The sequence below is a fragment of the Bacteroidota bacterium genome (assembly GCA_037133915.1).
In the GTDB taxonomy this organism is placed as follows: Bacteria; Bacteroidota; Bacteroidia; order Bacteroidales; family CAIWKO01; genus JBAXND01.
The window spans coordinates 1-22,967 of record JBAXND010000059.1 but is presented as its reverse complement, the minus strand read 5'-3'; the positions used below and the strand labels follow the sequence as shown (position 1 = coordinate 22,967).

Below are 22,967 nucleotides of genomic sequence, written 5' to 3'. Positions count from 1 at the left end.
AATTTGTTGCGGTTTGCAAAATAATATTCTGTATTTTTATCGGACAATAGTGTTTGTTATTATAAAAAATATTCTAACTTTGCACCAATCTCAATAATCTTTCTATGAAACGAAAAATTCTACGCTTCGGTTTGACGATGGTTTTGTTGATATCTCCTGTAGTAATAAACAAAATCAGTGCGCAGATTCCTGACCCTAATCAGGGTGGAAACGGTCCTCCGGTAGGCGCCCCTCTTGATGGTGGAGCGATGCTCGTACTTGCATTAGGAGCCATTGTTGGGAGTAAAAAAATATATCAGGTAAGTAAGAAAAAAGTAAGCAAGGTATAAAGATACAGCTGCAAGGCACAATACTTTAGTCCCTGAAGAAAGAGATGCCGAGTGCAACTGAATCTTCAGGGATTTTTTTTCCTTAAATTACGCCTCATTTCTATAATCTGAATATTATCGTACGTGCTGGAACAAAAATCAAATCAGACAACTTACAGAACAAAAATTATCCGGCTGTTTACGGATAACAAAACGGTTGTATTCTACATCCTCAAACTTGCCATTGCATTTATTCTGTGGAAACTATTTTTATGGTTTGCCGGGCAGGAAAGTATTGCAATCAATAACCGTCACTGGCCATGGTTTTCGGCACATTGGGAACTATTCAACGACTGGATTCGGATATTTCTGTTAAAAGCGACATCACTTACCTTAAAGCTATTCGGATTTTCAAACCAAATTTATAATGACTACACCGTAAAAATTGACGGAACATGCGGTGTTTCTGTAGGCAATTATTGCATTGGACTGCAGCTCTGGTTTATTATGGCGATATTGGTTCTCTTCTACCCTTTTGCAAAATTGAAGGTTCGATTAACAGTTGCTGCTGCTGGAATTATAATTATTAATATTCTCAATATTTTAAGGCTGACAACACTGAATATTCTGACCGTATACATCAGTCCCAAATGGTTAAATTTCAATCACGATTTTATTTTCAACATAATTGTGTATATCTGTATATTTCTTCTTTATCTTTGGTTCATTCGTAGATACGGAAATACAATCCGGGAAACCGATAAAACGACGGATAAGGATATTTGATGATGTAATTTAATCAAGTGCACATGCAGGAAGAAATCACTCATGAGAATCATTTAACGCCCAAAATAAGGCTTATCCGCCGGGTCAACTCAAGCATTCTGTTGCTTCTTGCATTTGGAATTGCCTTTCTGTCATTTCAAATTGTGACAGCTTTTGTTGCCGCGCGTTTTGATGTTTTTAGAAAACTTCGGTTTGACGACATTCTGTATGTTGGCTTATACAGCCGCAACTGGACAAAGATGAATGTTATGTTCACTTTTCTTACCGGATCGTTAGGATGTTTGCTTGCAGCCATCGTTTTCTATGTATTGCAGCGGAGCTTCCGGAGGAGAAAAGGCGTGATGAAAAAATTCTTTTTCTATCTTGCATTAAGCTATTATACCATTTTCGCCGGCCTGGTTATCATGATTCCGTACATGCGCTACCGTGGATTTGGCGTTATTACACGCTATCTGTACTGGGACAATTACACCCAACTGATGATATCAGTCGGAGCTATACTGGTGCTGCCCCTTTTTGCAGGAATCATCCTCTCCCTGCCCTTTGTGCAACTTTCGCCAACCAAGCAAAATATACAGACCACTTCCAGTGTCACGAATTATTACATCGACCAGCTTATCATTCCATGGCTGGTTATTTCGCTGGTTATATTATTCGCTTTTCAGCGGATGGATTTTTTGTACCGGCTCATCTATATCTGCACCATGGGACTCACCTGTGTTATTGCCGGTCTGTTTTCGTACAGGATAAAAATAATCTCGCTGGTGAAAGAGCCGCCGCAGCGAACCATTGAATGGAAATTCATGCTGGTTTTTCTTGCCATTGCGGCATTCTGTTTTTTTCTGATGAATTGATTTGAAAAACCATTTCGCTATGGTCATATTTTTTGAAAAACAAAAACTTAATAATCCTTAAAATGTATTGATATGAAAACATTTCGGTTGACAATCTTATTATTATTCGCCCTGTGCAGCTCAAGTGCCATAGCACAAATCACTTCATTCAGTCAGAATTTTGACGCACTTACACCTCCTGCCCTTCCGGCCAACTGGAATGGCTCTGCACTGCTGAACACCAACTATGGCACCGGTAGTTTTTATACCGACCACACCATCGGCTCAGGCAAATTTATGTTCCTTTCAAATGGAACAGCCTGCACTGAACTTATAGCATCCGGAACTTACAACCTAAGTTTTTGGATGCGCATATCAAGCACTCCGGCCGAGAATGTTCTGGTTGGATATTGCACCAGCCAGTCGAACATTGCCGGCACTTTCAGCCTTCTTCAAACGGTGAACAATCCGGCCAATGTATGGACAAACTATAACCTGGTGATAACACTGCCGGTTAATTCATATATCACATGGAACACGGTTGGAGGTGCAAAAACACATTGCATTGATGATGTAGTTCTCAGCGTATATACAGGTATTGAAAACAGCGCAGCCCAAGCTGAGAGAATTTCGGTGTACCCGATGCCTGCAAATAATGAGCTCAATATCCGTTGGGAAAACAGCGCCAATGCCACCTGGAATTTTGAACTGTATGATATCAGCGGCAAACAGATTGCTGCAACAGCCGCTGAAACTATGACTCCGGGTATGCAGCATAAAATTATCAGCACAAAAAATCTGAACAACGGATTGTATTTTCTTAAGATTAACAAAGACGGGCGAACTGTTCAAACTGAAAAAATCGCCGTTGTAAAATAGCCGCACGCCATTTATTCCTGAAAGGATTGGCCATTTTTTACGCAGTCATGGCACAAGCGGTCGAACTGATAACACCTTTTCCTCATAACGCTGTCGGAAAATAGTTTTCCTTCGGAAATCGGTTTTTGCTGATTACCATTATTCATAGCGTGACCCGCGTTAGAAAAACTTCGTACGTATAACAAGGTTCATTATCAAGGGCAGGTAAGAATAGCAACCCTTAAGTCCGAATGGGAACGAGCTGCGATTAATAGTCAAACAGCCATAGTTTCACATGAGGCACAAAAAGGCTGAAAGGCAAAGCCACCTTTCACCCCACTCTTCCCTTTTCGGGAAATTCATGTACCGATTTGAATCAGTAGAGCCGAGAAATATAAACCGCTAAATATTATAATGCAGCGTGTTATAAGTTTGGTACGGAACATGAGAACACAGCATGAGCACCGTCTGACAGGGCGGCACAATCAACCAAAAGCAATTAACAATAAATCCGGTATTATGAGCCCAAAAAATGTAAATGCCAGCATTCCCGATGAGGATATGGCAGAAATCAGACAATCAATTGATGCTATCAATGCCAAGTTGCCCTTCCTGATCAGCATGACGGCTGATGAGCGGAGGGCATGCATGAAACTTGGCGACAAGTCCGTTAGTTTTGTAGATAAAGTAATAGGGTATTCGGAAACCAACAGCAACATGGTTCCTGCCTACCTGGATGTGACCCGGCTGAAGTCAGATTATCAGCTCTCCCGTGTCCTGACCGAAGCACTCCGCTTGCTGCATCCGCTGGTGCAGAATATAGAGGATACTGCTACTGAGGCCGGTGTAGAAGCATTGTCGGGAGCCATGATTTTTTACAATGCCGTAAAGGCGGCTGCAAAGACCGGCGTTCCCGGTGCCAAATCTATTTATGAAGACCTTCAGAAGAGGTTCCCCGGAGCCGGAGGCGGCAGGCCCGCAGCCGATAGTCCTGAAATTCCTCCTCAGGTCTGAAAACCCGCGTTACGCATGCCCGCACAGCCCTGTCGATTTCGGTGAGTGTAAGCCCTGCCCCGCCCAAAGCGGTTTCGCAGGGCTTACTGTTTTCAGGGGTATGTGAATACCTCCGCCTGCCATGGACCACCCTCCCGCCGGCACTATTGTTCAAGCTTTACACAGCGTTTTTGTACTTCATAATACACACGGAACCTCCGTTTAGTATATCAAAGTGTATCTGCAATACACTCTATTGTACAAATCGGAATATCAAACTGTATTTGCAATACCTGTGGAGGTATTTAATGGAATATCAAAGTGTATTTGCAATACCCGTGGAGGTATTTAATGGAATATCAAAGTGTATTTGCAATACCCGTGGAGGTATTTAATCGAATATCAAAGTGTGTTTGAAATACCCGTGGAGGTATTTAATCGAATATCAAAGTGTGTTTGCAATACCCGTGGAGGTATTTAATCGAATATAAAAGTGTGTTTGCAATACCAGTGGAGGTATTTAATCGAATATCAAAGTGTATTTGCAATACCCGTGGAGGTATTTAATCGAATATCAAAGTGTGTTCGGAGAGTGTAAAATATTCTGTGTAAATGGGAGTCTGTGGGAGTGTTAATATTATTAATATTAAACTGTCAAACTATTTCGGCAGAAGGTGGTCAATACGCCCGGGGTGTTCACCCAATAAAGAACTCTGTGAGTTAATTCCGGACAGTATCAATATACTTTCTACTGTGGATTCTTCAACTACTTGCCCTTCGGCAATCCGTTTTCGCAATTCAAAAATCAATTCGATAGCCTTGCTTTTTCTGGTTCCATCCTTATGAAGATTCTCTATGATGCGCTTGCACATTAACGGACTTGTAATGACTTGCCTGAACAGTTCAATTGAAGTTGTCTGATACATAGTATTCTTGTTTGCGGCCTTGAGCAATGAATGTCACTAAATCAAAGTCCGGAAATTCGTAATACGTTTATTAATGCAGATGTAACATACTCGACACCAATAGCAATTACAATAAATCCAATAATACGCGACAGAGCGTTGATGCCCGAAGCGCCGAGCACTCTTTCAATATAATTTGAACTTCTTAATATAAAATAGATACTGATTGTCGCGGCTAGTATAGCTGCAATAATCAAAACAACTGAAGTAAGATCATCGTACTCCTGTTTGTAGGTAATCAGCAAAGAAATAGTACCAGGACCTGCCAGCATAGGAATAGCAAGGGGCGTGAGTGTGATTTCCGAACGGGTCTCGATATCTCTTTTAACCTTCTCCTTTTTTATTCCTTTATGTTCGTTGAACTTACCCGAAAGCAGTGCAAAACCCGATGTCGCTATGATAAGGCCGCCGGCAATTTTTAAGGAATTGACAGATATTCCGAAAAGAATCAAAAGGTATTTCCCCAGAAAAAATGATATCAGCAGAATAAAGAGAACATTGCGTGATGTGCGCAGTGCAATTCTTGATTTAGCCTGCTTGCTTTGATTCCCTGTGAGACTTACAAAAACCGGCACAGTCCCCAGAGGGTTGATAATAGAGAAAAGTGCGCCAAAGGCAAATAGGAATAAGTTCATACGGGCAGTTTTATTTCAATAACAACGGAAAACGGTTAATTCATCATTAATTCAGTATTAGCGAACTGTAAAGCCCCTTGTTAGGCTTCGGTTCTCAATTCTTAATCATAAACAATGTTCAAATGTGCCGGCGCTCTGCTCAAGCGGCGACTCATGTTTTTAATAACGGTTTTATAAACGGCAATTCCCTTAGTATTCAGAGATGAGTCATCGCAGGCCAAACCACGGTCAATTAAATTCTCAAAATAATTTTCTTGCAATTCGAGTAACTCTTCGAGCAGTAATACGTCTGATTCCATATATGGAAGTATTTATTAAGGAATTGAGCAAATTTCGAGGATATACCTCGACTCGCGGTTAAGCTATCATTAAGTTAATATTAATTAATTGTATAGTCTGTGTAATTGCCGAAAGGATGTTATTTTTGAACCGCAAGTATTGCCAATAAAAAATAACTCACAAGGACTAACAATTTATTTTATGGAAAAGAAGATTGTGATTATTGGAGGAGGTGTTGCAGGACTCTCTGCAGGCATTTACGGACAATTGAACGGTTTTCGCACCGAGATTATTGAAATGCACACAACAACCGGTGGTCAATGCACTGCGTGGGACCGCAAGGGATATCGCTTTGATTATTGCCTGCACTGGCTCGTTGGCACTTCTAAAGGAGCATTTCATGATGTTTGGAAAGAAACCAATGTGTTGAATGAAAAAACAGTGGTTGTCGATCATGATGTTTATGTTAAAATGGTGAATGCCAACAATGAGTCCTTTTACATTTATGCAGATATTGACCGTTGGGAGAAATACTTGCTGGAACTTGCTCCCGAAGATGCACGCGGCATTAAAAAAATGTGCCGCGAAATGCGACTCGGGATACTGCTTGAACCATTCAGCAAACCTGCCGAACTGTTAACCGTTGTTGATTATATAAAAGCGCTGTTCAAGATGTTTCCGGTGCTCAAACTGATGTTCAAATTCCGGAACATGACCTGTACCGAGTATTTTAATAAGCTCAAGCTGAAAAATAATACACTGAAAACATTTCTGAATTCATTTTATGGTGATCGTGATTTTTCAGCCACTGCCTTTCTGTTGATGCTCGCTTTCTTTAATCAGAAAAATGCCGGATATATCAAAGGAGGATCTTTACCACTGGCTCAGCGTATGACCGATAAGTTTGTTTCGATTGGAGGAACACTTACCACCGGATGTAAGGTTACAAAGATAATAACCGATGATGGTCGTGCAAAGGCTGTAGAACTGGAAAACGGTCGTACAATTACTGCTGACTATATCATAAGTGCCGCCGACGGTTATCAGACACTTTATGGTATGCTTGGCGGAAAGTATTTAACAAAACAAATTGAGAATGCTTATAATGAATGGGAACTGTTTATGCCCCTGGTGCAGATTTCATTCGGGATAAATACAATTATTCCGACCTCAGAACCTGTAACATCATATTTGGCAGCCGGAAGAAAAATCGGAAGCACGGCATTGCCTTTTGGGTATTCGGTTATGAATTATTCTTTTGATACAACGATGGCTCCTGAAGGAAAATCAGTCGTGATAATTCGTTTTGAAACGCCATGGAAAGTATGGGCGACCATGGGCAAGGAACAGTATAAGATTGAAAAGGAAAACATACTTGCCGATGCATTGGCGATTATGGAAACCCATTACCAAGGGTTTCGGCAGTATGTTGAAGTTACTGATGTTGCAACACCGCTCACGGATGTCAGATATACGGGTGTTTGGCAGGGCGCGTACGAAGGCTTTATGCCTACTTCAACAAATTTCAATAAAAATCTGAACATGCGGTTACCCGGTCTGCAGAATTTCTTCATGGCCGGACAATGGCTCTTCCCCGGTGGAGGATTGCCACCATCGGCACAGTCGGGAAAGTCGGTAATCCAACTTATCTGTAAAGATGAAAAGAAAAAATTCAGGACAATCCAATTATAATTTCCAGTTAGCAACATCTCTTCAAAATATAAACGCGATAACTTAAACAATTAATAACGGAGGTATTCATTATGGGCAATAACATGAATCACAATGCATCAACGGGTGCGGTTTACGGAATGGGCTTTATTGGAGCCGCTATTTATTATATTTCGGTAGCCACAGGTTTCTGGATGGGCGTTTTAGGTTTTTTAAAAGCAATTGTTTGGCCGGTATTTCTGGTTTATGAAGCGTTGAAACATCTGGCGGCCTGATCTTCCGGAATCAAAGACGTTTCCGAGATTTTATTAAAATAGTTGTATTGAACCACTTGATAAACAAATGATGCACGTGCTATGAACGATGTTAATGATGTGACAGAAAAAAACAGAACAATCATTAATCAAAAAAATGATCCGTATGCGACTTTGGAACAAAGCGTATATGCTGCGTTAGAGACCTATTCCAATGTTCACAGGGGCAGCGGTCATTACTCTGCAGCAACCACCTACCTGTACGAGCAATCACGAAAAATTGTGATGGAATACATGGGTTTGAATGAGGATAAATGTGTTGTTATTTTTTGTACCCCGGCGAGAGCATCCGCCCTCATAAAAATGATTACCCCGGAGAGTTATCTCATCATTAAAAGCTGCGATATCGGACTGTCTCTTGGAATAAACGCAGTGGCTGTTAGAAAGAGCGCCCTTCCAAAAGGAGTTCCGTTCCAAACCGGCGGAGGTACCACCAAACTTGTTTCAAAAAAGTGGGTAATGTGGGCAGATACTCCTGACAGATTTGAAGCCGGCACGCCGGCAATTATTAATATAATTGCTTTTGCCAAAGCACTGCAATTAGTGCAAATGCACGGAACAGATATTTTTTTTAACAAGGCAGGCAAGCAACTGACCGCACTCGAAATACTGCATCGTGATGAACTGGAGCGCTACTCCGGCGTTGAGCTTCTGAAAGAACTCAACATGACTATGATTGGTCGTAACACTGAAGTGCCGACTGTAGAGGGCAACCGCCCGTTCATCAACTTCGACAACAGTGCAAGCACGTCATCATTTAAACCAGTATGGAACACGGTTCGTCAAACATGGCGCCAGCCTGTCGGAGTGCAGCAGGAGATAATCAGCGAGGTAAGGTCAATATGCGCCGGAATGCTCGGTGCACCAGAAGAAAGCTATGACATTCTCTTCACTTCAAATACCACCGAAGCGATCAATATTGCTTCAGAAGCGTTGCACCGTAAAAATGAAGAGGCTATTCGACCGGTAATACTTAATACACTTGTAGAACACTCTTCAAACGAACTGCCCTGGCGCATGCTGCCGGGGCACACGCTTATCCGCATGCCGACAGATTTGAATGGTTTCATGGATATGAATGAACTGGAAGGTATTCTGAACGCATATAATCAAACCGGTGAACACGGAAACCAGCGGATAGAAATTGTTGCGGTAAGCGGGGCGTCCAATGTGCTTGGTGTGTGCAACGACCTGAAAGAGATTAGCCGCATCGTGCATAAATATGGCGCGCGCCTGCTGGTTGATGCAGCACAACTTGTTGCCCACCGGCAAATCACCATGGAAATCAGCGGTATTGATATTCTGGTTTTTTCTGCACATAAGGTTTATGCTCCCTTTGGTTGTGGTGTTCTTATAAGCCGAAAGGGACAACTTCGGTTCAGCACCGATGAGTATGAACTTATCCGTTCTTCGGGTGAAGATAATGCCGCAGGAATTGCGGCAATGGGTAAATCGCTCCTGCTTTTACAACGGGTAGGTATGGATGTTATAAAACAGGAAGAACAGTTGCTGACGGCGAAAGCACTGCGTGGTCTGTCTGAGATCAAAGGAATGACAATTTATGGCGTTCAGAATCAGGAGTCTCCTGCATTTACTGACAAACTGGGGGTGATTGCTTTTGCCCTCAAAGGGAGAAGACCTGATTTTATAGCGCGTGAAATTGCGTGGCGTGGCGGAATTGGTTTACGCACCGGCTGTCATTGTGCTCATATCCTGATAAAACGAATACTCAACATCAGTTCTTTTCTTGAACAGGTCCAGCGGCTGATACAGATACTTTTTCCTAAATTTCGTTTTCTGGGCGTTATGCGAATAAGCCTTGGCGCCGGTAACAGCGAAGAGGATATAGACAGACTGATGAAGGTGTTGTGCGATATTGCCGGAGCACCGACTGCTGCTGCGGATGGTGCGCCCCATTCAGTTACCAATAAGAAAAAATATACACAGGCGACCATCCGCTTTGAGCTGAACAGATTTGCAGAGGGTCGGCGGGATTTGGTGTTTTCTTGAAATTGTTTATCCGTTATTTTAAATAGGTCGATTCAGGAAACGCACCAATAATCAGGCGGATAAATCCACACAATTCAGACCACGGTTGTCGTTTTGTTATCAATATTAACAAAGGCTACTTTTGCTTTTTGGTCGGAACAATCAACACCGGTTTTAATGTATGGTTTAGAACCTTTTTTGTAACACTTCCCATAGTAATATTATGTAACCATTTTTTACTATGAGAGCCAAGAACAATAACATCTGCTTTCACCTTCCTGGCCACCATTAAAATCGATTCCGCGCTATCGCCCGTTTTAACGATAGTTTGGATGGTATCATCCCCAAGATGCAGTTTAAAATTATCAAGAAATTTCAGCGCAGCAGTTTTCAGCTCATCCTCTTTTGCAAGATGGGTATTGCTTGCAGATTGCAATGGATTAACGTACTGGTAACCTGCAAAACCCATTACAGTAAATGGATTAGGCGAGGCATAAAGCTTTGGGTCTGAGATTACGTGCAATAATATTATTTCAGCGCCCATCGCTTTTGCTAATGAAACCCCCGTTTCTACTACTTTTTTCGCAGTTGGATCCCAATCCAGTGAGATTAAAACTTTTGTCATTTTTGATGTTTTCATAATATTCAGGGTATTACTTTGTATTGTTCATATTGGTGCGTTACTCATTGTCTATTGATGATTAGTTAATCTGTTTCCGTCAATGAACTTTACACTTTAAGACAAATCCATGACTTAATGAAATCAATTCTCAAAATCGCAATAGAAAAGATAAACTTCCTTTTCAGCACACCCTTCTAATTTCATCTGAGGTAACAATAATTTTGATCGCAGTTTATTAAAATATTAGTTTAATCATCCAATAAATCCCCGCTGAAAACAAAATGGTCATCGGGATCGTAAGTATCCATGCAGTTATGATACTACCGGCAACTTCCCACTTTACTGCAGAAAATCTACGCGTAACACCAACACCCATTATTGCACCTGTGATAGTATGAGTGGTACTCACGGGTATGCCCAGCATCGTGGCGCCAAATAAAGTCAATGCCCCCGATGTTTCAGCAACAAATCCATGAACAGGTTTCAGATTAGTAAGACCGTGCCCAAGTGTTTTAATTACTTTCCATGCTCCGAAAAGTGTACCAAGGGCAATGCATAAATGTGCGGAAAGCACGACCCATAGTGGCACATAAAATGCGCCCGTCAGATAACCTGTACTGAACAAAAGTGCTGCAATAATCCCCATAGTTTTTTGGGCATCATTACCACCATGACCCAAACTGAACCCGGCCGAAGAAACCAACTGCATTATTCTATAAAAGCGATCAACCTTCGCCGGAGGCACTTTACCCCATATCAACATTGTAAGTATCATGAAAAAATATCCAATGATGAAACCAAGTAAAGGAGCCAGAACAATGAAAATTGCTATTTTAATCAGGCCGGGCAGAAATACAGCAGACAGGCCTCCTTTGATAAGGGCAGGACCGATCAGTCCACCGATTAGCGCGTGAGAAACACTGTTAGGCAAACCATTCCGCTGACAAAACCACACCCACAATATCGCACCCATCAGAGCTGCAAGTACACAATAGGGATCGCCTTTTAATACCTCGGGATGAATAATTCCATTTCCAATCGTTGATGCCACGTGTACTCCAAATACGAGAAATGCGATAAAATTGAAGAAAGCGGCCCATAAAACTGCAAGTTTCGGGGGGAGAACTCTGGTGGCCACTATGGTTGCGATGCTGTTTCCCGCATCATTCATACCATTCAACAAATCAAACAACAGCGCAATCGCGATGGTTATTATTACAAGAGTCAGCATTGGAGGCCTCTATTAGCACAGTTTCTCAATGGACAAATTAATATACCATAAAGGTACTCTGTAAATGCTGAAAATAAGCACTTAACATATTAATTTAATATTAAGTTTGTAGGAGGGTACTTATCTATTATGCGTTAGTCAAATTTGTAATTTTATTGCACTTCTTTAACCTGCCTGCCTTTAATTAGCAACCAGAAAATAACTACCACTTCACCGATAAATGTAAAAGCTGAAATGCTAATATTATAATTGACCGACAGGAGTTTCCCAAAACCGTCAAGCAAGTATCCGACAGATGCAAGCATTACCAGTATCCCAAGTATTTGCTTCATGTAGCCGGCTTTTAAAAACAGGTAGCCAAGCACTAATAAATGAAATCCAAAAATAATCAATGCGAATTGCCAGCAGATGGTAAAGTTCTGAAAATTTATCATGACCTGTGCCTGAAGCTGTTCCTGTGTATAAGCCGACAGATAATCCGCCCCGCCTGCAAGTTGCAAAACATTTATCAGATAATAAAAAACCACTGCGAGCATGGCCGCATATACGATACGGAACCATGCAGCAAGCAGGGATAAACTGCTGTTAACCGGTTTCAGAAAAACATACAGCGCCCAAGCCACAATTATATCAAGCACAGCCACGAGAATAAAAATCCCTATGCCCAGCCGGAATATTTCCTGCGAAGCAAGCAGGTTACCGAAGGTTGTAACCGCATCGCCCGGAATATAAATCTTATTAAGTATTGCAAAATTAGCTATGGGCGCTATGATTGCCATAAGCAGAAGCGCAATGCCTGCAATAACGGCTGCTTTCCCAATTGATATTCCCGCCGTGAGATTCGATGTTTTGTAAGAGTTCATAAATTATTTATTTAAAAAATGATCATTTAACGGATTAATTTATTGCTTCTTTTTCTCTCCACTGTAAAGCATACCAGAAGATAAATGCGGTGCCCGCAATTTCGATGACGCTGCAAAAGATGTAATAAGGAGTAGGCGTCCCTGCAAATAATGTTGCAGTCTGCACCACGGTCATTATAATGGCTGCAATGATGTTAATCCAGCGGTTAGCTTTATATCTCAATATCCTCGACAATAAAATCATGGCAATAGGGATTTCCATCAGTATCGCAGAGCCCAGCAAAAAGCCGCCGGTCATGCTCATGCCGTTGACCGTACCAGCGATGTATTGTTTAAGCAAACCGGCATCCATGAGTGACATTACATCACAATAAAGATAATTTAGGGTGACAAATATCCACAGGGTTGACAGGACTACTTTTCTGTTCATTTTCTCTGTTTTCATACCTCATACTTTTAATTTCGTGATCATGGTTTTAATACCATCAGCAGGAGATGTGGCCAAAACTCCAAAGCGCTTCTCAAATTTGCTGCTGTCGAAAATATAATCCTGATCATTTTGATACAGGTGACTTCTGACAAGGCCTGGCATGTCGTATGGCTTAAGGGATAAAAGGGTGACAGTGCATTTTTTATGCTATCGGACAGTGCCATCATTTTTTATAATTTATTCAACAACAAATCGCTTAACATCATCATCGATCTTAATAAAATAAATCCCTGCTTTAAAACCTTTGATCGAGATTTTTTCATTCATTTCTTTCAACATATAACTGCTGATCTTTTTTCCACTTGCGTTGTAAATGCGGACCTCTTTTCCTGCAAGTTCGGCGGATGCAGCAACATTCAGTTCTTCGTGCACCGGGTTAGGGTATATGTTCCATTGTGGGCCTTCCCCGTTGAGCAGCATTATTTCAACACTGGTGTTGGTGCCTGCAATTGTTTTGGCAAAATAAATATTCATCCTGCCGTTGCGTGTATCACCCCACACCGAACAGAGCGTATCGCCTGAGTATGTGCAGCCCAGGAAATCATTGCCGCTTTGCGAAATCACGGAATCGAAAGTTATAAATTGACTTGATAATTTTTGATTGGCAGAAAATGTCTGTCCGTTGTCGGTGCTGGTGGCATAATAAAAATCATATCCCGCATTCCAAAATCCGTTTGATGATGCATCACGTCTGTCGCGCCATGTAACGATAAGGCCGCCTGTGGTATTGTATGCGCCCCAAACCATATCCTGGGCTTTACCGTTTGATAATGCATCATCATTTATCCTCACGGGGCCGTTCCATGATTGTCCGCCGTTGCTGCTTCTGAATGCAAAAATGTCGTTGTCTCCGTTCTGTGCATCGGGTATAAGAAATACCATTCTGTTACTATCCGCTGGATCGGTAATAAGCTGGTACCCGAGTTTAAAATTGGTATCATTTGAAGCCGGTATTGCTGCAAAAACATTGGAATAGGAGAATGACTGACCTTTATCCGCCGATGTGGCAAGATAATATGCCGGCAATGGATTCTGAGATGCAACATAACTGGGGTACACAGCGCAGAATTTCCCGCTCAAAGTTGTTGCCGGGGCAGCCATCGGCTGGGCAATGAGACTTCCCACCAGGTGCGTTCCTCCGTCCACGTTTGCGATAGTGCTCCATGTATGCCCGTTGTCCAGAGACACTTTGAAATAATTGCGGTTGGGCGGAGCAATCCACGGGGCAGGTTTTGTGGTAATATATAGTGTGCCCGAATTGGATGTATTTGAATTATCAACCACTAACCACGGTCTGTCGATCGGCCTTTTATTTGGAACATCATACATATCGAATGCTTTGGATGGGGTATCCCAGTTCAATCCTCCGTCTGTGGAACGGGCAACATATATCCCCCCGCTATCGGGCGCTTGTTTGTAATCAATATAGCACACATACAGCAAGCCGTTTTTATCAAATGCCAGCGATGGGTCGGCCGAACCAAAGCCTGTTCCGAAATGGGGAAGAGCAACGGCGGTGCTCCACGAGTTTCCCCCATCGAAACTTGCCCTTGTTTTAATAGCAATGCGAAACAACCCGCCCGAGTATTTGAAACCCATCCATACTGCAACCATGTTTTGATTGTTCACAGGATTAATGGCCAGATAAGGTTCGCCGTCAAATATTACACCGTTGCTGATGTTGGTATTTACTGTCTGCGCATTAGCGATCTGCAATACAAACAGCAGTAAGCAAAAGGAGAATGATTGTTTAACCATAACCTATAAAATTTGTGTGGCAAAATTTATATTTCAAGATTTCTTTTCATTTTCCTTCTAAAGAAAACGCCTATCAAAATACTGATAACAATCAAAATCAGCCAATTGATAGTAATCGTTGCAACCTCAAAACGATAACTTCTATCAAGGCCATATTTTATGGTGTAGAATATAAAAGCAATGATTGTTCCAAGGAAAGGAACAATTAGAATCCACCTGATTACTTTTTCCAAACGATTTTGAGTAGAAAAAATGGGAGCAATAAAAAGGAAAGAAAGGCTCATCATAAAATACCCTAATTCTTCCAACGCAATGAATATTCCATGTCCGTTATATTGTGAAAGTATTCCAATTCCATCGGTTTCCCCTTTCATGAAGCTGATTGGTACAACTGCAAACTGAATAAAATAATCAGCTAATAAAACAATTGAAGCAATCATTGAGAAAGAAATGCCAATAAAACTGTAAATTTTCTTTTCTGGTGGTGCAATAAAATGAATTGAAATAATAAAAATTAAGAAAGTGATGAGTTGGATAATGGCAAAGTACATCCAATAATAATCTCTCGGGTAATAATTCAGACTATCGATAAAAGGATACTCCATGCAATTCCCTGGACAATTCGGTCCTGACGGAGGTATTGCAGTCATAGCAAAACCTAATGTAATTAACGTTAAAACTGTCAGGAAAATCGACGAATAATACCCAATCCTCGTCACGTTCATATCATTATTCTTTCCATTTCTCATATTTTTCAATCTTTGCTTAAAAAAAAATCGTAGCATATATTTGCCAAACAATTGCGTCTATTTTGAAATTGATTTTAATTTTATTTCTGTCAGGTTAGTTTTCAAAGTCCAAAAAACAAAGGTCAAGAAAAGTATTTGCCCAATGAACATCCAATACTTTATCGCCCACAATTTAATACCAATATCATTTATATGCTGATTGTAAAAAAACAAAATTAAATTATTGTGAATTACATCAATTGTAATAATTATTGAAGTAATAAGGACGCCTATTTTCGGTCGGAGAATTAATAGCATTGCTGCAATTATATCAATAACAGCTAAAGAATCCCAAAAAATTGTTGAGATTAATGGGTGATTTATATTAGGTGTAAAAATACCGTTTTCAATGATCCACAAAATATGAGTCGATGCTCCAATTAACATACAAATAGCTTGTATTATTAAAATGGTTTTTATTCTTTTATTTAAGGTTTTGATGTGCATTAAAACTGCAAATTATTGGGAATCACTTTTTAAAGCTATTTATTGACGAGAATACTAACAAAAGTAGAGTAAAAAATAGAACCTGAGGAGAAAAACAAGTTTTCCGTTTCGCCCCATTACTTGAACGACGCGTACAGCATTGTGATCCATATTTACCAAAATGTTGCATTCTTAATTACCGCTTACCTCCCCCCGCGTTTTCATAAATATATATTTTTTTTTCTTTTACAAAAAGGCAATTGTCATTTCCTGCCGTGATAACTATTACAGGCGGAACAGTTGCCATGTAGTTCACATTCCTCTTCCGACAAGGAAAATCAACTTGTATTGAGTCCATCCTGAAGATTGTTTAAATATATACTCGTGCTATGATGTAATTTGTTTTAAAGCTTCGTAAACAATGAACACCGGCTATAATAAAGCTTATAAAAACTTAAACACCAATCCAGAACCCCGTGGTGACTAGCAATAATAAATACCGGTTTATTCACTAACATGAAGCAAATTTTGGAAAAAAGTGGAAAACGAAACGCAACATGTAAAATGATGGGAAAGGGTGTATATTTTTGTAGAAAACGCAGACGTTATATGCCCGGAAAAGTAAAAACCCTGATACAGCTCGCCGAAGAATACGGAGTGTCCCGCAATACATTCCGCAGATGGATCAAGCCAATAGAAGTCCAGTTGAAACTTACCCGCAGTCCTCTACGTGAATGGCAGGTGAAATTGATTTATTCTTTTCTTGATGAACCTTGATGATCCAAGAACCCCGTTAAAAGGGTAATCCATGATCTTCACAATCCGCATCCTCACTTTTCCAATCCAGGTTCACCGCATTTACAAAGTCATGAAGAATATTTCACCGTGTATTATGAACGCGGAATTCTTCAAAAAGATACCGTCTTCCTGAAAGCATCTTCGAATAACCAAAGCATCAGATAATAATTGAGTGGATTTTAATGCCCGATCTTGCACAATGTTGCCCGTTCATGCCACATCTTGTCGGATTATGCCATATGTTGCAAGAACATGCCCTAGTGGCCCTCCTGCGTTGGTGAATCTTTGTGGTTGTTTTTAATAACCCAAAATACCCGCAAAGATGAAAATAGATCCGAACCGCCCGATGTATTCCCTGAGTGTTAGCGAATACGTTGAACTGAACAGGGAGCTCCTGTCAGAAACAAAAATCACAAGCAACACGCCAACGGAAGAGTTTCCCGAGATCATGAACATTGATCAGGCCTCCGCATTTCTGAAAATCGCGAAACAATCCATCTACATGATGACCTCAAAAAGGGATATTCCTTTTATTAAAAGAGGAAAGCGTGTAGTGTTCCGCAAGACGGATTTGTTGAATTGGCTGGATGGTGGCCGTAAACAAACCCGTGAAGAAATCAAAAAGGATGGCGTAATACTCCACTGAGATGAAATTTGCATTAGCAACAAGCCTGTCAAAACTGGAAGAGATCATCGCGATGCTCACAGATGATCTTCGGCGCTATGCTCAGAAAGAAAAGGCCAATCAGCAGTATGTACAAAAGCAAAATAAGCTGATACAAGACCTGTGTGGTATTCATAATGATATGGATTGCCTGAACAATGTCGAATTGTTGTCCGATATAGAGCAGCGGATGAAGGAGCTTGAAGCTGCCGATCCCCAGATAGATTCTCATTGTATTTTGATTCACCGCAAGCCCGGCCCCGTGTGCAATAATACATTCATCGAAATAAAACCCGGATTGACATGATAAACTTTGTCCCAGTTCAGATTAAACCACGTAACGGGCAGAGTTTGCCGACGCCGGATCAGAGTAAGCCTGTATCTGATGATTATTCAGGAAACGTTATCAGATCTGCCGCTCAGCGACTTGAAGATGCCCGTAATCTGCCTGAAGTAAAACGACTTTTTTCGGTGATATGGCAAAGTAATGAGCTTCACCTGATGTTTGCAGATACGGGTATTGGAAAGAGTATAATGGCTGTGGCGCTGGCCGACGCATTGAGCAAAGGAGAATCGCTCATGTTCCTGGAGAACGATCATCATCCGTTGAATGTTCTATACTATGACTTTGAGATGTCGGACATGCAATTCCGCATGCGCTATACTGATGATCTTGGAAATGATCATGAATTCAGTCCACATTTTTACATTGATAATATTGAATTCAGCGCACTGATGTTGAAACATCCCGCACGATCTATGAACGATCTGTTGTTTCAAAAGATAAGACATGATATTGAGACTTACCAAAGTCAGGTGCTCATCATTGATAACCTGACCTACCTGAATAGTCTGAACACCCAGGACACACAAGTAGCACTGGAAGTAATGCGAAAACTGACCGAGCTTAAAAATGAATTCGAATTGTCGATTCTGGTATTAGCACATACTCCAAAACGAAGCATGAGCATCCCGATCACAATCAATGATCTGGCGGGAAGTAAGCACCTGAGCAATTTTGCAGACAGTGTATCAGCTATTGGAAAGAGCACTCAGGGAAAGAGTTCCCGCTACATCAAACAGGTAAAGCCATCGCGCAGCAGCGAGATACTTTTTGATGCTGACAATGTTGTATGCTGTGAGATCGTAAAGTCCGGAACCATGCTTACGTTTCAGCATACTGGTTTTTCTGCAGAGCAGGAGCACCTTAATATGGATCGTAATGCACAAAAAGACGAGTTGAAAGAAAGTGCCCGGGAAATGAATCAACGGGGCATGTCGGTTCGTGAGATAGCAAACCAGTTAAATATACCGACCACCACCGTTCACCGCTGGACACGATCCGGTGGCGAGGTGTTCCATTCGGAACAAATGGAACAAACGGAACAGAATGGAACAGATGGAACATGCCCCTATTAAAAGTGGAACAGAATGGAACACCTATTAAATGCTTATAAATCAAGAAGAAAAATTCAATTCGCCCCTTTGGTGTTCCAAGTGTTCCATTTCACAATGGAACGGAACAGGTGGAACACAATGGAACAGGCCAGACAGAAAATATCCGGGAAGAGCCGGAACAATTAACCCGATTAATAATTTAAAAGTAACGCAAAATGAGAAAAATGACTTTAAACGTGCCTGCGGAGTCCATAGTGGAGTTTGCCAGGATCATCGAGGAACATGAATTGGACAACACTATCGTTGGCCTAACCGAGGATGAAGAGATCATCGTGGAAGTACAATATGAGAACGATGAACGCCAGGGTGTGTTTGAACTGATCGAACTCACCGAAGGAGAAGACGATGATGAGTAATTCACGGATTGCAAAAACTAGGGGTGAGGGACATTCCCTCATCCCATTTTTAACTTAAAACAATGGAAACAACAAATATTCGTGTGTGTGCAGAACAGGATTTCTACGATGCCTTACTAAATGAACAGGAAAAGCGCCGCGGAAAGAACGGAAAAAAGACCTCATTAGGCGATATCATCGTTGAAATTTGCAAAAAGCAACTGTTTTCTGACCATTCTGATCAAAATAATGTTCAAAACGGGCCTCTAACTGATCAAATCCCTGCAAAGCAAAGAGGTTCGGACGTTGACCTGATGACCGGAAAGCACTTAGAAATGATCAAAAGTACAGATGACTATCTTTCAGCCCGGGAGAGTGCGTTGATCCGGCGTGAAAGGGATCTTGCGGAACGTGCGGATCGCCTGCAACAGGAAACGGATAAATTCTTTGAAGAGAAGACCGAATTCCTCGATAAGAAGTTACAAAATCAGGCACAGTCCATTGATGGTATTGTCGAAACCCGAATTTCACAGGACATAGCTAAGAAAGAACTTGCCGCAAAAAATGAGCAGCTAACGGATCTCAAAGATGAATTGAAATATCTCCGGAAGCAACTGGAGCAGGGCATTGCACTGTCCCACAAAAAAGATGAAAAAACATTAATGGATAAGCTGATGCCATTCCTGCCGAGCGTCATTACGGTTGTTGGATTGTTTCTGATGTCAAAGAAATTTGATCCGAATAATGATCAGGATCCGGTACAAAAAGAAATCAATAATGTGTTCAAATCACTTGATCCGAAGAACCGTGAAGCTCTGACTAAGGCCTTAAGAGATGCAATTGGAAACTACTCAGCAGGTGTAAATAAGGATGATCAAAATAATGATCAGAAAAGTGATCAAAAAGAAAAGTGACAGAATGAAATCGCCATTACTGATTATCAATAGATGTTTCAGGCGTATCCAGAAAGTCATAGATCAACTTCGTTTGCCAGTCAAGCAGACTTCGCCTTCCATTAATGTGAAGGGAATTCCAGATAGGTTTCAGCCAATTTTTTAATGTGTTACGGTGAACACCATATTCACTAGCAATTTCTGACAGCGTTTTAACTTTTCCGGGCATGGGCTTCTTGTTTTGCCCAAAATTAATTCAGAAGAATTTCCTTTTTACACTTCCGGCGCGGGCTGGCAGTACTTGACGTTGTTTGGCAGTGCTTGGCATTGAGAAAATAATATTTCGCAACAAATGCAAACAAAACAGTTCTGATGAAGGAATCTTTATTCATCAATAAGAGCTTCTCATTAAAGAATTCCGTCATCATATACGTTATTCGTCAATTTATCCTATTTTTGAGGAAGAAAGTATGTCCTTATGAAATTCTATCTGGGTGTTACAGATGTTGAATGGTTCCAGTTTCTTTCAAAAAAGGAAAATGAGGATATCAATTTCTGGCAACCAGGCGGCAACTCACATTTTAGAGTGCTTGCTCCAGGTGCACCTTTTCTCTTTAAATTAAAAAGTCCATATAATTCTATTGCCGGTATTGGGTTCTTTTCTTCGCATTCAATTCTGCCAATTGATATCGCCTGGGACATTTTCGGTGAAAGAAATGGCTTACATTCTCTTATTCAATTCAAAAAGAAAATAATGGGTTATCGGTCTGGGGACAATCTGTTTTCAGATAATCCTAATATTGGCTGCATCGTTCTTACCGATCCGATATTCTTCAAACCTGAAGACTGGATCCCCGTTCCGGAGGACTGGAGTAGAAGTATTGTTCAGGGAAAATCTTATAGCTGCGAAAATGAAATCGGCAGAAAGCTCTGGGAGAGGGTTGAGATGCTCCTTCAGGAATATAGGCTTTTTGAACGGGCTGAAAATAGCAAAAGTCAACTTATTCTTGAGGATCCAGGATCTGATTACACTCGCAAATACTTGACGAAGGTCAGGCTAGGTCAAGGGGCATTTAGGGTTCAGCTAACTGATGCTTATTATCGGAAGTGTTCTGTAACAGGTGAAAAGACATTGCCAGTTCTTGAAGCTGCACATATTAAACCGTTTGCCGAATCTGGACCAAATCATATTTCGAATGGAATTTTGCTTAGAGCGGATTTACATAAACTCTACGATTCTGGTTACATCACATTTACGAAGGATTAAAAAGTCGAGGTAAGTAAACGAATAAAGGAGGAATTTGATAATGGTCGGGAGTATTATCAATTCCATGGCAAAGCCTTACAAATTCTACCTGAACGCTTTTTAGACAAGCCTGAAGCGAGTTATATTCAATGGCATAATGAAAATGTTTTCAATGGATAATTCCATATTGGTTCGTAATTACGAGTTAATCGCATTAATCTAATTAACTTCGGTTCTGTTCAAACCTAATTCTGCGTATTTATGAGAATAAATTTCTATCAGAAAGTAATTACTTCACTTTAAATATTCTTATCGCTTACTGTATTTTTTTTATCGTTTAGAAATGATATTGGGAAAAAGCAAGTCACAATTAGTTATGATGTAATGCATGCCTTTGACAGGAATGATTTATTATATATACTTATCAAAATGACTTGGAAGAAGCATTAATACTCAACAAACGCCGATAATGTCAGTCAAAAAGAATTTAGCATATTATATACATTGTTTCACGAATCTGAGAAGGGATTATAGCTTTGGTGGTGCGCCTCATAAACCAATTCTGCTATTATCACTGATTGAGAATGTTGAGCAAGGATTAATTGTCGATGAGAAGATATTCATTACACCGGATCTGGTCGCCTCATTTAAAAGTAATTGGTCAAACTTTGTTATTACAAAGCACACCATGAAGTTTGCCATGCCATTCTTTTATATGAAAAGTGAACCTTTTTGGAAATTGATTCCAAAGTCTGGGTACGATCTGATTGTTAAAGCCAAATACTCCCTTGAATCATTTGCGAACCTGAATAGTGCTATCGAATATGCATTATTAGATAAAGAGCTTTTCTTTTGTCTGTCTCAAAGAGAAAGCCGTGAAGTTCTTCGGTTATCAATATTGAACAAATATTTCCCATATAATAAATCTCAGGCGCATGCAGGGAAAGATTACATTTCAGAAATAACAAGCGATATACTCACAGAAAAGCCGGCGACCTACAAAGAGAAGCTGGAAAAAATGCAGGAAAAACTTGAGGTTGATACTTATAATGAAGAGGTTTTCATTCGTGGGAATGTCTTCAAAAGGGTCGTGCCAAAAATCTATAATAATACTTGCTGTATCAGTGGACTGAACATCAGCGCAACATTTACTTTATCTATGGTTGATGCGTGCCATATTGTACCATTCAGCGAATCGCATGATGACACAATCACAAATGGATTGGCATTAAGTCCAAACATGCATCGGGCTTTTGACCGTGGCTTGATCACAATAAATGAAAATTATATAGTGATAGTATCGGAAAGATTCACAGAAGAGTCAGTGAGCCCTTTTTCAATAAAGCAGTTTAAAGGAAAACAAATACTACTGCCCTCTGACAAGCACTTCTACCCAAGCGCTCAGAATCTTATCTGGCATCAAAAAGTCAAGTTTAATCAATGAAAAGAATAATGAAAGAATCACAAGGAAAACACGTTACCATTCTGTCACCAGTAATAGCGTGACTATTATATTTCGGACAAATGGTCGCCATCTCAGTTTCAGTAAACCCCGACTAGGTTTTTGTTTGATTTTTGGCGACAAACCTACTTATGAAGAATTCACCACGCAGAGCTTTAAAAAAACAAAATTTCATCAAATTGTTTAAACTATGTTTAAACCAGAAAAAAGAAAGGGTTTCAGAACCTTCTGAAACCCTTGTCTTTCTATGTCGGGGCGAGAAGACTCGAACTTCCGACCCCTTGCACCCCATGCAAGTACGC

At 40.7% G+C, this 22,967-nt stretch carries 27 protein-coding genes; 16 read left to right on the top strand and 11 right to left on the bottom strand.

Features of this window, described 5'->3' with window-relative positions; all coding sequences use genetic code 11:
• The first annotated feature begins 104 nt into the window (after nt 1-104).
• From WCM76_14935 to WCM76_14915, 5 genes are all read left to right on the top strand, one after another.
• Nucleotides 105-329, top strand: coding sequence for a hypothetical protein (locus WCM76_14935; protein MEI6766923.1), 225 nt, complete (start codon nt 105-107; stop codon nt 327-329).
• Nucleotides 330-452: 123 nt separating this feature from the next.
• Entirely contained in the window at nt 453-1,094 is a 642-nt protein-coding gene (locus WCM76_14930; GenBank protein ID MEI6766922.1) for an exosortase/archaeosortase family protein, read from the top strand.
• Nucleotides 1,095-1,117: 23 nt separating this feature from the next.
• The gene (locus WCM76_14925; protein ID MEI6766921.1) at nt 1,118-1,948 is read left to right on the top strand and encodes a hypothetical protein; all 831 of its coding nucleotides are present in this window, start codon (nt 1,118-1,120) and stop codon (nt 1,946-1,948) included.
• 72 nt (nt 1,949-2,020) lie between these two features.
• The gene (locus WCM76_14920; protein MEI6766920.1) at nt 2,021-2,806 is read left to right on the top strand and encodes a T9SS type A sorting domain-containing protein; all 786 of its coding nucleotides are present in this window, start codon (nt 2,021-2,023) and stop codon (nt 2,804-2,806) included.
• A gap of 498 nt (nt 2,807-3,304) precedes the next feature.
• Nucleotides 3,305-3,799 (top strand): hypothetical protein, encoded by a 495-nt coding sequence (locus tag WCM76_14915; GenBank protein MEI6766919.1) that lies wholly within the window; start codon nt 3,305-3,307, stop codon nt 3,797-3,799.
• A gap of 638 nt (nt 3,800-4,437) precedes the next feature.
• On the opposite strand, the gene WCM76_14910 is transcribed toward WCM76_14915, so the two are convergent.
• The 3 genes from WCM76_14910 to WCM76_14900 form a co-directional block, all read right to left on the bottom strand.
• Nucleotides 4,438-4,704, bottom strand: coding sequence for a hypothetical protein (locus WCM76_14910; protein ID MEI6766918.1), 267 nt, complete (start codon nt 4,702-4,704; stop codon nt 4,438-4,440).
• Between the two features lie 41 nt (nt 4,705-4,745).
• Nucleotides 4,746-5,378 carry a MarC family protein gene (locus WCM76_14905; protein MEI6766917.1) on the bottom strand — a complete coding sequence of 211 codons (633 nt, stop codon included), beginning with the start codon at nt 5,376-5,378 and terminating at the stop codon, nt 4,746-4,748.
• A gap of 101 nt (nt 5,379-5,479) precedes the next feature.
• Entirely contained in the window at nt 5,480-5,677 is a 198-nt protein-coding gene (locus WCM76_14900; GenBank protein ID MEI6766916.1) for a hypothetical protein, read from the bottom strand.
• Between the two features lie 181 nt (nt 5,678-5,858).
• Between WCM76_14900 and WCM76_14895 the strand changes: the two genes are divergently transcribed.
• The 3 genes from WCM76_14895 to WCM76_14885 all read left to right on the top strand — a co-directional run bounded on the left by WCM76_14895 (nt 5,859) and on the right by WCM76_14885 (nt 9,652).
• On the top strand, nt 5,859-7,349 hold the full coding sequence (locus WCM76_14895; GenBank protein MEI6766915.1) for an NAD(P)/FAD-dependent oxidoreductase: 1,491 nt from the start codon (nt 5,859-5,861) through the stop codon (nt 7,347-7,349).
• Between the two features lie 71 nt (nt 7,350-7,420).
• Nucleotides 7,421-7,603 carry a hypothetical protein gene (locus WCM76_14890; protein ID MEI6766914.1) on the top strand — a complete coding sequence of 61 codons (183 nt, stop codon included), beginning with the start codon at nt 7,421-7,423 and terminating at the stop codon, nt 7,601-7,603.
• 81 nt (nt 7,604-7,684) lie between these two features.
• Nucleotides 7,685-9,652: an aminotransferase class V-fold PLP-dependent enzyme gene (locus tag WCM76_14885; protein ID MEI6766913.1), complete on the top strand. Its 1,968-nt coding sequence runs from the start codon at nt 7,685-7,687 to the stop codon at nt 9,650-9,652.
• A 115-nt stretch (nt 9,653-9,767) separates the two neighbouring features.
• On the opposite strand, the gene WCM76_14880 is transcribed toward WCM76_14885, so the two are convergent.
• The 7 genes from WCM76_14880 to WCM76_14850 all read right to left on the bottom strand — a co-directional run bounded on the left by WCM76_14880 (nt 9,768) and on the right by WCM76_14850 (nt 15,830).
• Nucleotides 9,768-10,271 (bottom strand): universal stress protein, encoded by a 504-nt coding sequence (locus tag WCM76_14880; GenBank protein ID MEI6766912.1) that lies wholly within the window; start codon nt 10,269-10,271, stop codon nt 9,768-9,770.
• A gap of 217 nt (nt 10,272-10,488) precedes the next feature.
• Nucleotides 10,489-11,484: an inorganic phosphate transporter gene (locus tag WCM76_14875; GenBank protein MEI6766911.1), complete on the bottom strand. Its 996-nt coding sequence runs from the start codon at nt 11,482-11,484 to the stop codon at nt 10,489-10,491.
• A gap of 152 nt (nt 11,485-11,636) precedes the next feature.
• Nucleotides 11,637-12,347, bottom strand: a complete 711-nt coding sequence (locus tag WCM76_14870) for a DUF4386 domain-containing protein (protein MEI6766910.1) — start codon at nt 12,345-12,347, stop codon at nt 11,637-11,639.
• 34 nt (nt 12,348-12,381) lie between these two features.
• On the bottom strand, nt 12,382-12,792 hold the full coding sequence (locus WCM76_14865; GenBank protein MEI6766909.1) for a DUF6326 family protein: 411 nt from the start codon (nt 12,790-12,792) through the stop codon (nt 12,382-12,384).
• Between the two features lie 222 nt (nt 12,793-13,014).
• Nucleotides 13,015-14,595, bottom strand: coding sequence for a T9SS type A sorting domain-containing protein (locus WCM76_14860; protein ID MEI6766908.1), 1,581 nt, complete (start codon nt 14,593-14,595; stop codon nt 13,015-13,017).
• A gap of 26 nt (nt 14,596-14,621) precedes the next feature.
• Complete coding sequence (locus WCM76_14855; GenBank protein ID MEI6766907.1) at nt 14,622-15,344, bottom strand: hypothetical protein; 723 nt, start codon at nt 15,342-15,344, stop codon at nt 14,622-14,624.
• A gap of 57 nt (nt 15,345-15,401) precedes the next feature.
• Nucleotides 15,402-15,830 (bottom strand): hypothetical protein, encoded by a 429-nt coding sequence (locus WCM76_14850; protein ID MEI6766906.1) that lies wholly within the window; start codon nt 15,828-15,830, stop codon nt 15,402-15,404.
• 588 nt (nt 15,831-16,418) lie between these two features.
• On the opposite strand from WCM76_14850, the gene WCM76_14845 reads away from it, so the two are divergent.
• From WCM76_14845 to WCM76_14820, 6 genes are all read left to right on the top strand, one after another.
• Nucleotides 16,419-16,586, top strand: a complete 168-nt coding sequence (locus tag WCM76_14845; protein ID MEI6766905.1) for a hypothetical protein — start codon at nt 16,419-16,421, stop codon at nt 16,584-16,586.
• A 343-nt stretch (nt 16,587-16,929) separates the two neighbouring features.
• The gene (locus WCM76_14840) at nt 16,930-17,253 is read left to right on the top strand and encodes a helix-turn-helix domain-containing protein (protein ID MEI6766904.1); all 324 of its coding nucleotides are present in this window, start codon (nt 16,930-16,932) and stop codon (nt 17,251-17,253) included.
• A gap of 1 nt (nt 17,254) precedes the next feature.
• The gene (locus WCM76_14835) at nt 17,255-17,578 is read left to right on the top strand and encodes a hypothetical protein (protein ID MEI6766903.1); all 324 of its coding nucleotides are present in this window, start codon (nt 17,255-17,257) and stop codon (nt 17,576-17,578) included.
• The gene (locus WCM76_14830; protein ID MEI6766902.1) at nt 17,575-18,690 is read left to right on the top strand and encodes an AAA family ATPase; all 1,116 of its coding nucleotides are present in this window, start codon (nt 17,575-17,577) and stop codon (nt 18,688-18,690) included. The genes WCM76_14835 and WCM76_14830 overlap by 4 nt, the downstream gene beginning before the upstream one ends.
• Nucleotides 18,691-18,884: 194 nt before the next feature.
• Nucleotides 18,885-19,085, top strand: coding sequence for a hypothetical protein (locus WCM76_14825; protein ID MEI6766901.1), 201 nt, complete (start codon nt 18,885-18,887; stop codon nt 19,083-19,085).
• A 62-nt stretch (nt 19,086-19,147) separates the two neighbouring features.
• Complete coding sequence (locus tag WCM76_14820; GenBank protein MEI6766900.1) at nt 19,148-19,978, top strand: hypothetical protein; 831 nt, start codon at nt 19,148-19,150, stop codon at nt 19,976-19,978.
• Between the two features lie 16 nt (nt 19,979-19,994).
• Here the strand turns inward: WCM76_14820 and WCM76_14815 are convergent, their stop codons facing one another.
• Nucleotides 19,995-20,186, bottom strand: a complete 192-nt coding sequence (locus WCM76_14815) for a hypothetical protein (GenBank protein ID MEI6766899.1) — start codon at nt 20,184-20,186, stop codon at nt 19,995-19,997.
• A 249-nt stretch (nt 20,187-20,435) separates the two neighbouring features.
• Between WCM76_14815 and WCM76_14810 the strand changes: the two genes are divergently transcribed.
• Together WCM76_14810 and WCM76_14805 are read left to right on the top strand one after the other, a co-directional pair.
• Nucleotides 20,436-21,224 carry an HNH endonuclease signature motif containing protein gene (locus WCM76_14810; protein ID MEI6766898.1) on the top strand — a complete coding sequence of 263 codons (789 nt, stop codon included), beginning with the start codon at nt 20,436-20,438 and terminating at the stop codon, nt 21,222-21,224.
• Between the two features lie 448 nt (nt 21,225-21,672).
• Nucleotides 21,673-22,647: an HNH endonuclease gene (locus WCM76_14805; protein ID MEI6766897.1), complete on the top strand. Its 975-nt coding sequence runs from the start codon at nt 21,673-21,675 to the stop codon at nt 22,645-22,647.
• Nucleotides 22,648-22,967 lie beyond the last annotated feature (320 nt).

What these genes read in the sequence shown, in the direction of transcription:
- WCM76_14815 (MEI6766899.1), bottom strand. Translation starts at nt 20,186, where the DNA reads ATGCCCGGAAAAGTTAAAACGCTGTCAGAAATTGCTAGTGAATATGGT.
- WCM76_14890 (MEI6766914.1), top strand. Translation starts at nt 7,421, where the DNA reads ATGGGCAATAACATGAATCACAATGCATCAACGGGTGCGGTTTACGGA.
- WCM76_14875 (MEI6766911.1), bottom strand. Translation starts at nt 11,484, where the DNA reads ATGCTGACTCTTGTAATAATAACCATCGCGATTGCGCTGTTGTTTGAT.
- WCM76_14820 (MEI6766900.1), top strand. Translation starts at nt 19,148, where the DNA reads ATGGAAACAACAAATATTCGTGTGTGTGCAGAACAGGATTTCTACGAT.
- WCM76_14915 (MEI6766919.1), top strand. Translation starts at nt 3,305, where the DNA reads ATGAGCCCAAAAAATGTAAATGCCAGCATTCCCGATGAGGATATGGCA.
- WCM76_14825 (MEI6766901.1), top strand. Translation starts at nt 18,885, where the DNA reads ATGAGAAAAATGACTTTAAACGTGCCTGCGGAGTCCATAGTGGAGTTT.
- WCM76_14905 (MEI6766917.1), bottom strand. Translation starts at nt 5,378, where the DNA reads ATGAACTTATTCCTATTTGCCTTTGGCGCACTTTTCTCTATTATCAAC.
- WCM76_14870 (MEI6766910.1), bottom strand. Translation starts at nt 12,347, where the DNA reads ATGAACTCTTACAAAACATCGAATCTCACGGCGGGAATATCAATTGGG.
- WCM76_14850 (MEI6766906.1), bottom strand. Translation starts at nt 15,830, where the DNA reads ATGCACATCAAAACCTTAAATAAAAGAATAAAAACCATTTTAATAATA.
- WCM76_14895 (MEI6766915.1), top strand. Translation starts at nt 5,859, where the DNA reads ATGGAAAAGAAGATTGTGATTATTGGAGGAGGTGTTGCAGGACTCTCT.
- WCM76_14845 (MEI6766905.1), top strand. Translation starts at nt 16,419, where the DNA reads ATGCCCGGAAAAGTAAAAACCCTGATACAGCTCGCCGAAGAATACGGA.
- WCM76_14835 (MEI6766903.1), top strand. Translation starts at nt 17,255, where the DNA reads ATGAAATTTGCATTAGCAACAAGCCTGTCAAAACTGGAAGAGATCATC.
- WCM76_14935 (MEI6766923.1), top strand. Translation starts at nt 105, where the DNA reads ATGAAACGAAAAATTCTACGCTTCGGTTTGACGATGGTTTTGTTGATA.
- WCM76_14880 (MEI6766912.1), bottom strand. Translation starts at nt 10,271, where the DNA reads ATGAAAACATCAAAAATGACAAAAGTTTTAATCTCACTGGATTGGGAT.
- WCM76_14830 (MEI6766902.1), top strand. Translation starts at nt 17,575, where the DNA reads ATGATAAACTTTGTCCCAGTTCAGATTAAACCACGTAACGGGCAGAGT.
- WCM76_14840 (MEI6766904.1), top strand. Translation starts at nt 16,930, where the DNA reads ATGAAAATAGATCCGAACCGCCCGATGTATTCCCTGAGTGTTAGCGAA.
- WCM76_14865 (MEI6766909.1), bottom strand. Translation starts at nt 12,792, where the DNA reads ATGAAAACAGAGAAAATGAACAGAAAAGTAGTCCTGTCAACCCTGTGG.
- WCM76_14910 (MEI6766918.1), bottom strand. Translation starts at nt 4,704, where the DNA reads ATGTATCAGACAACTTCAATTGAACTGTTCAGGCAAGTCATTACAAGT.
- WCM76_14900 (MEI6766916.1), bottom strand. Translation starts at nt 5,677, where the DNA reads ATGGAATCAGACGTATTACTGCTCGAAGAGTTACTCGAATTGCAAGAA.
- WCM76_14920 (MEI6766920.1), top strand. Translation starts at nt 2,021, where the DNA reads ATGAAAACATTTCGGTTGACAATCTTATTATTATTCGCCCTGTGCAGC.
- WCM76_14805 (MEI6766897.1), top strand. Translation starts at nt 21,673, where the DNA reads ATGTCAGTCAAAAAGAATTTAGCATATTATATACATTGTTTCACGAAT.
- WCM76_14885 (MEI6766913.1), top strand. Translation starts at nt 7,685, where the DNA reads ATGAACGATGTTAATGATGTGACAGAAAAAAACAGAACAATCATTAAT.
- WCM76_14925 (MEI6766921.1), top strand. Translation starts at nt 1,118, where the DNA reads ATGCAGGAAGAAATCACTCATGAGAATCATTTAACGCCCAAAATAAGG.
- WCM76_14855 (MEI6766907.1), bottom strand. Translation starts at nt 15,344, where the DNA reads ATGAGAAATGGAAAGAATAATGATATGAACGTGACGAGGATTGGGTAT.
- WCM76_14860 (MEI6766908.1), bottom strand. Translation starts at nt 14,595, where the DNA reads ATGGTTAAACAATCATTCTCCTTTTGCTTACTGCTGTTTGTATTGCAG.
- WCM76_14810 (MEI6766898.1), top strand. Translation starts at nt 20,436, where the DNA reads ATGAAATTCTATCTGGGTGTTACAGATGTTGAATGGTTCCAGTTTCTT.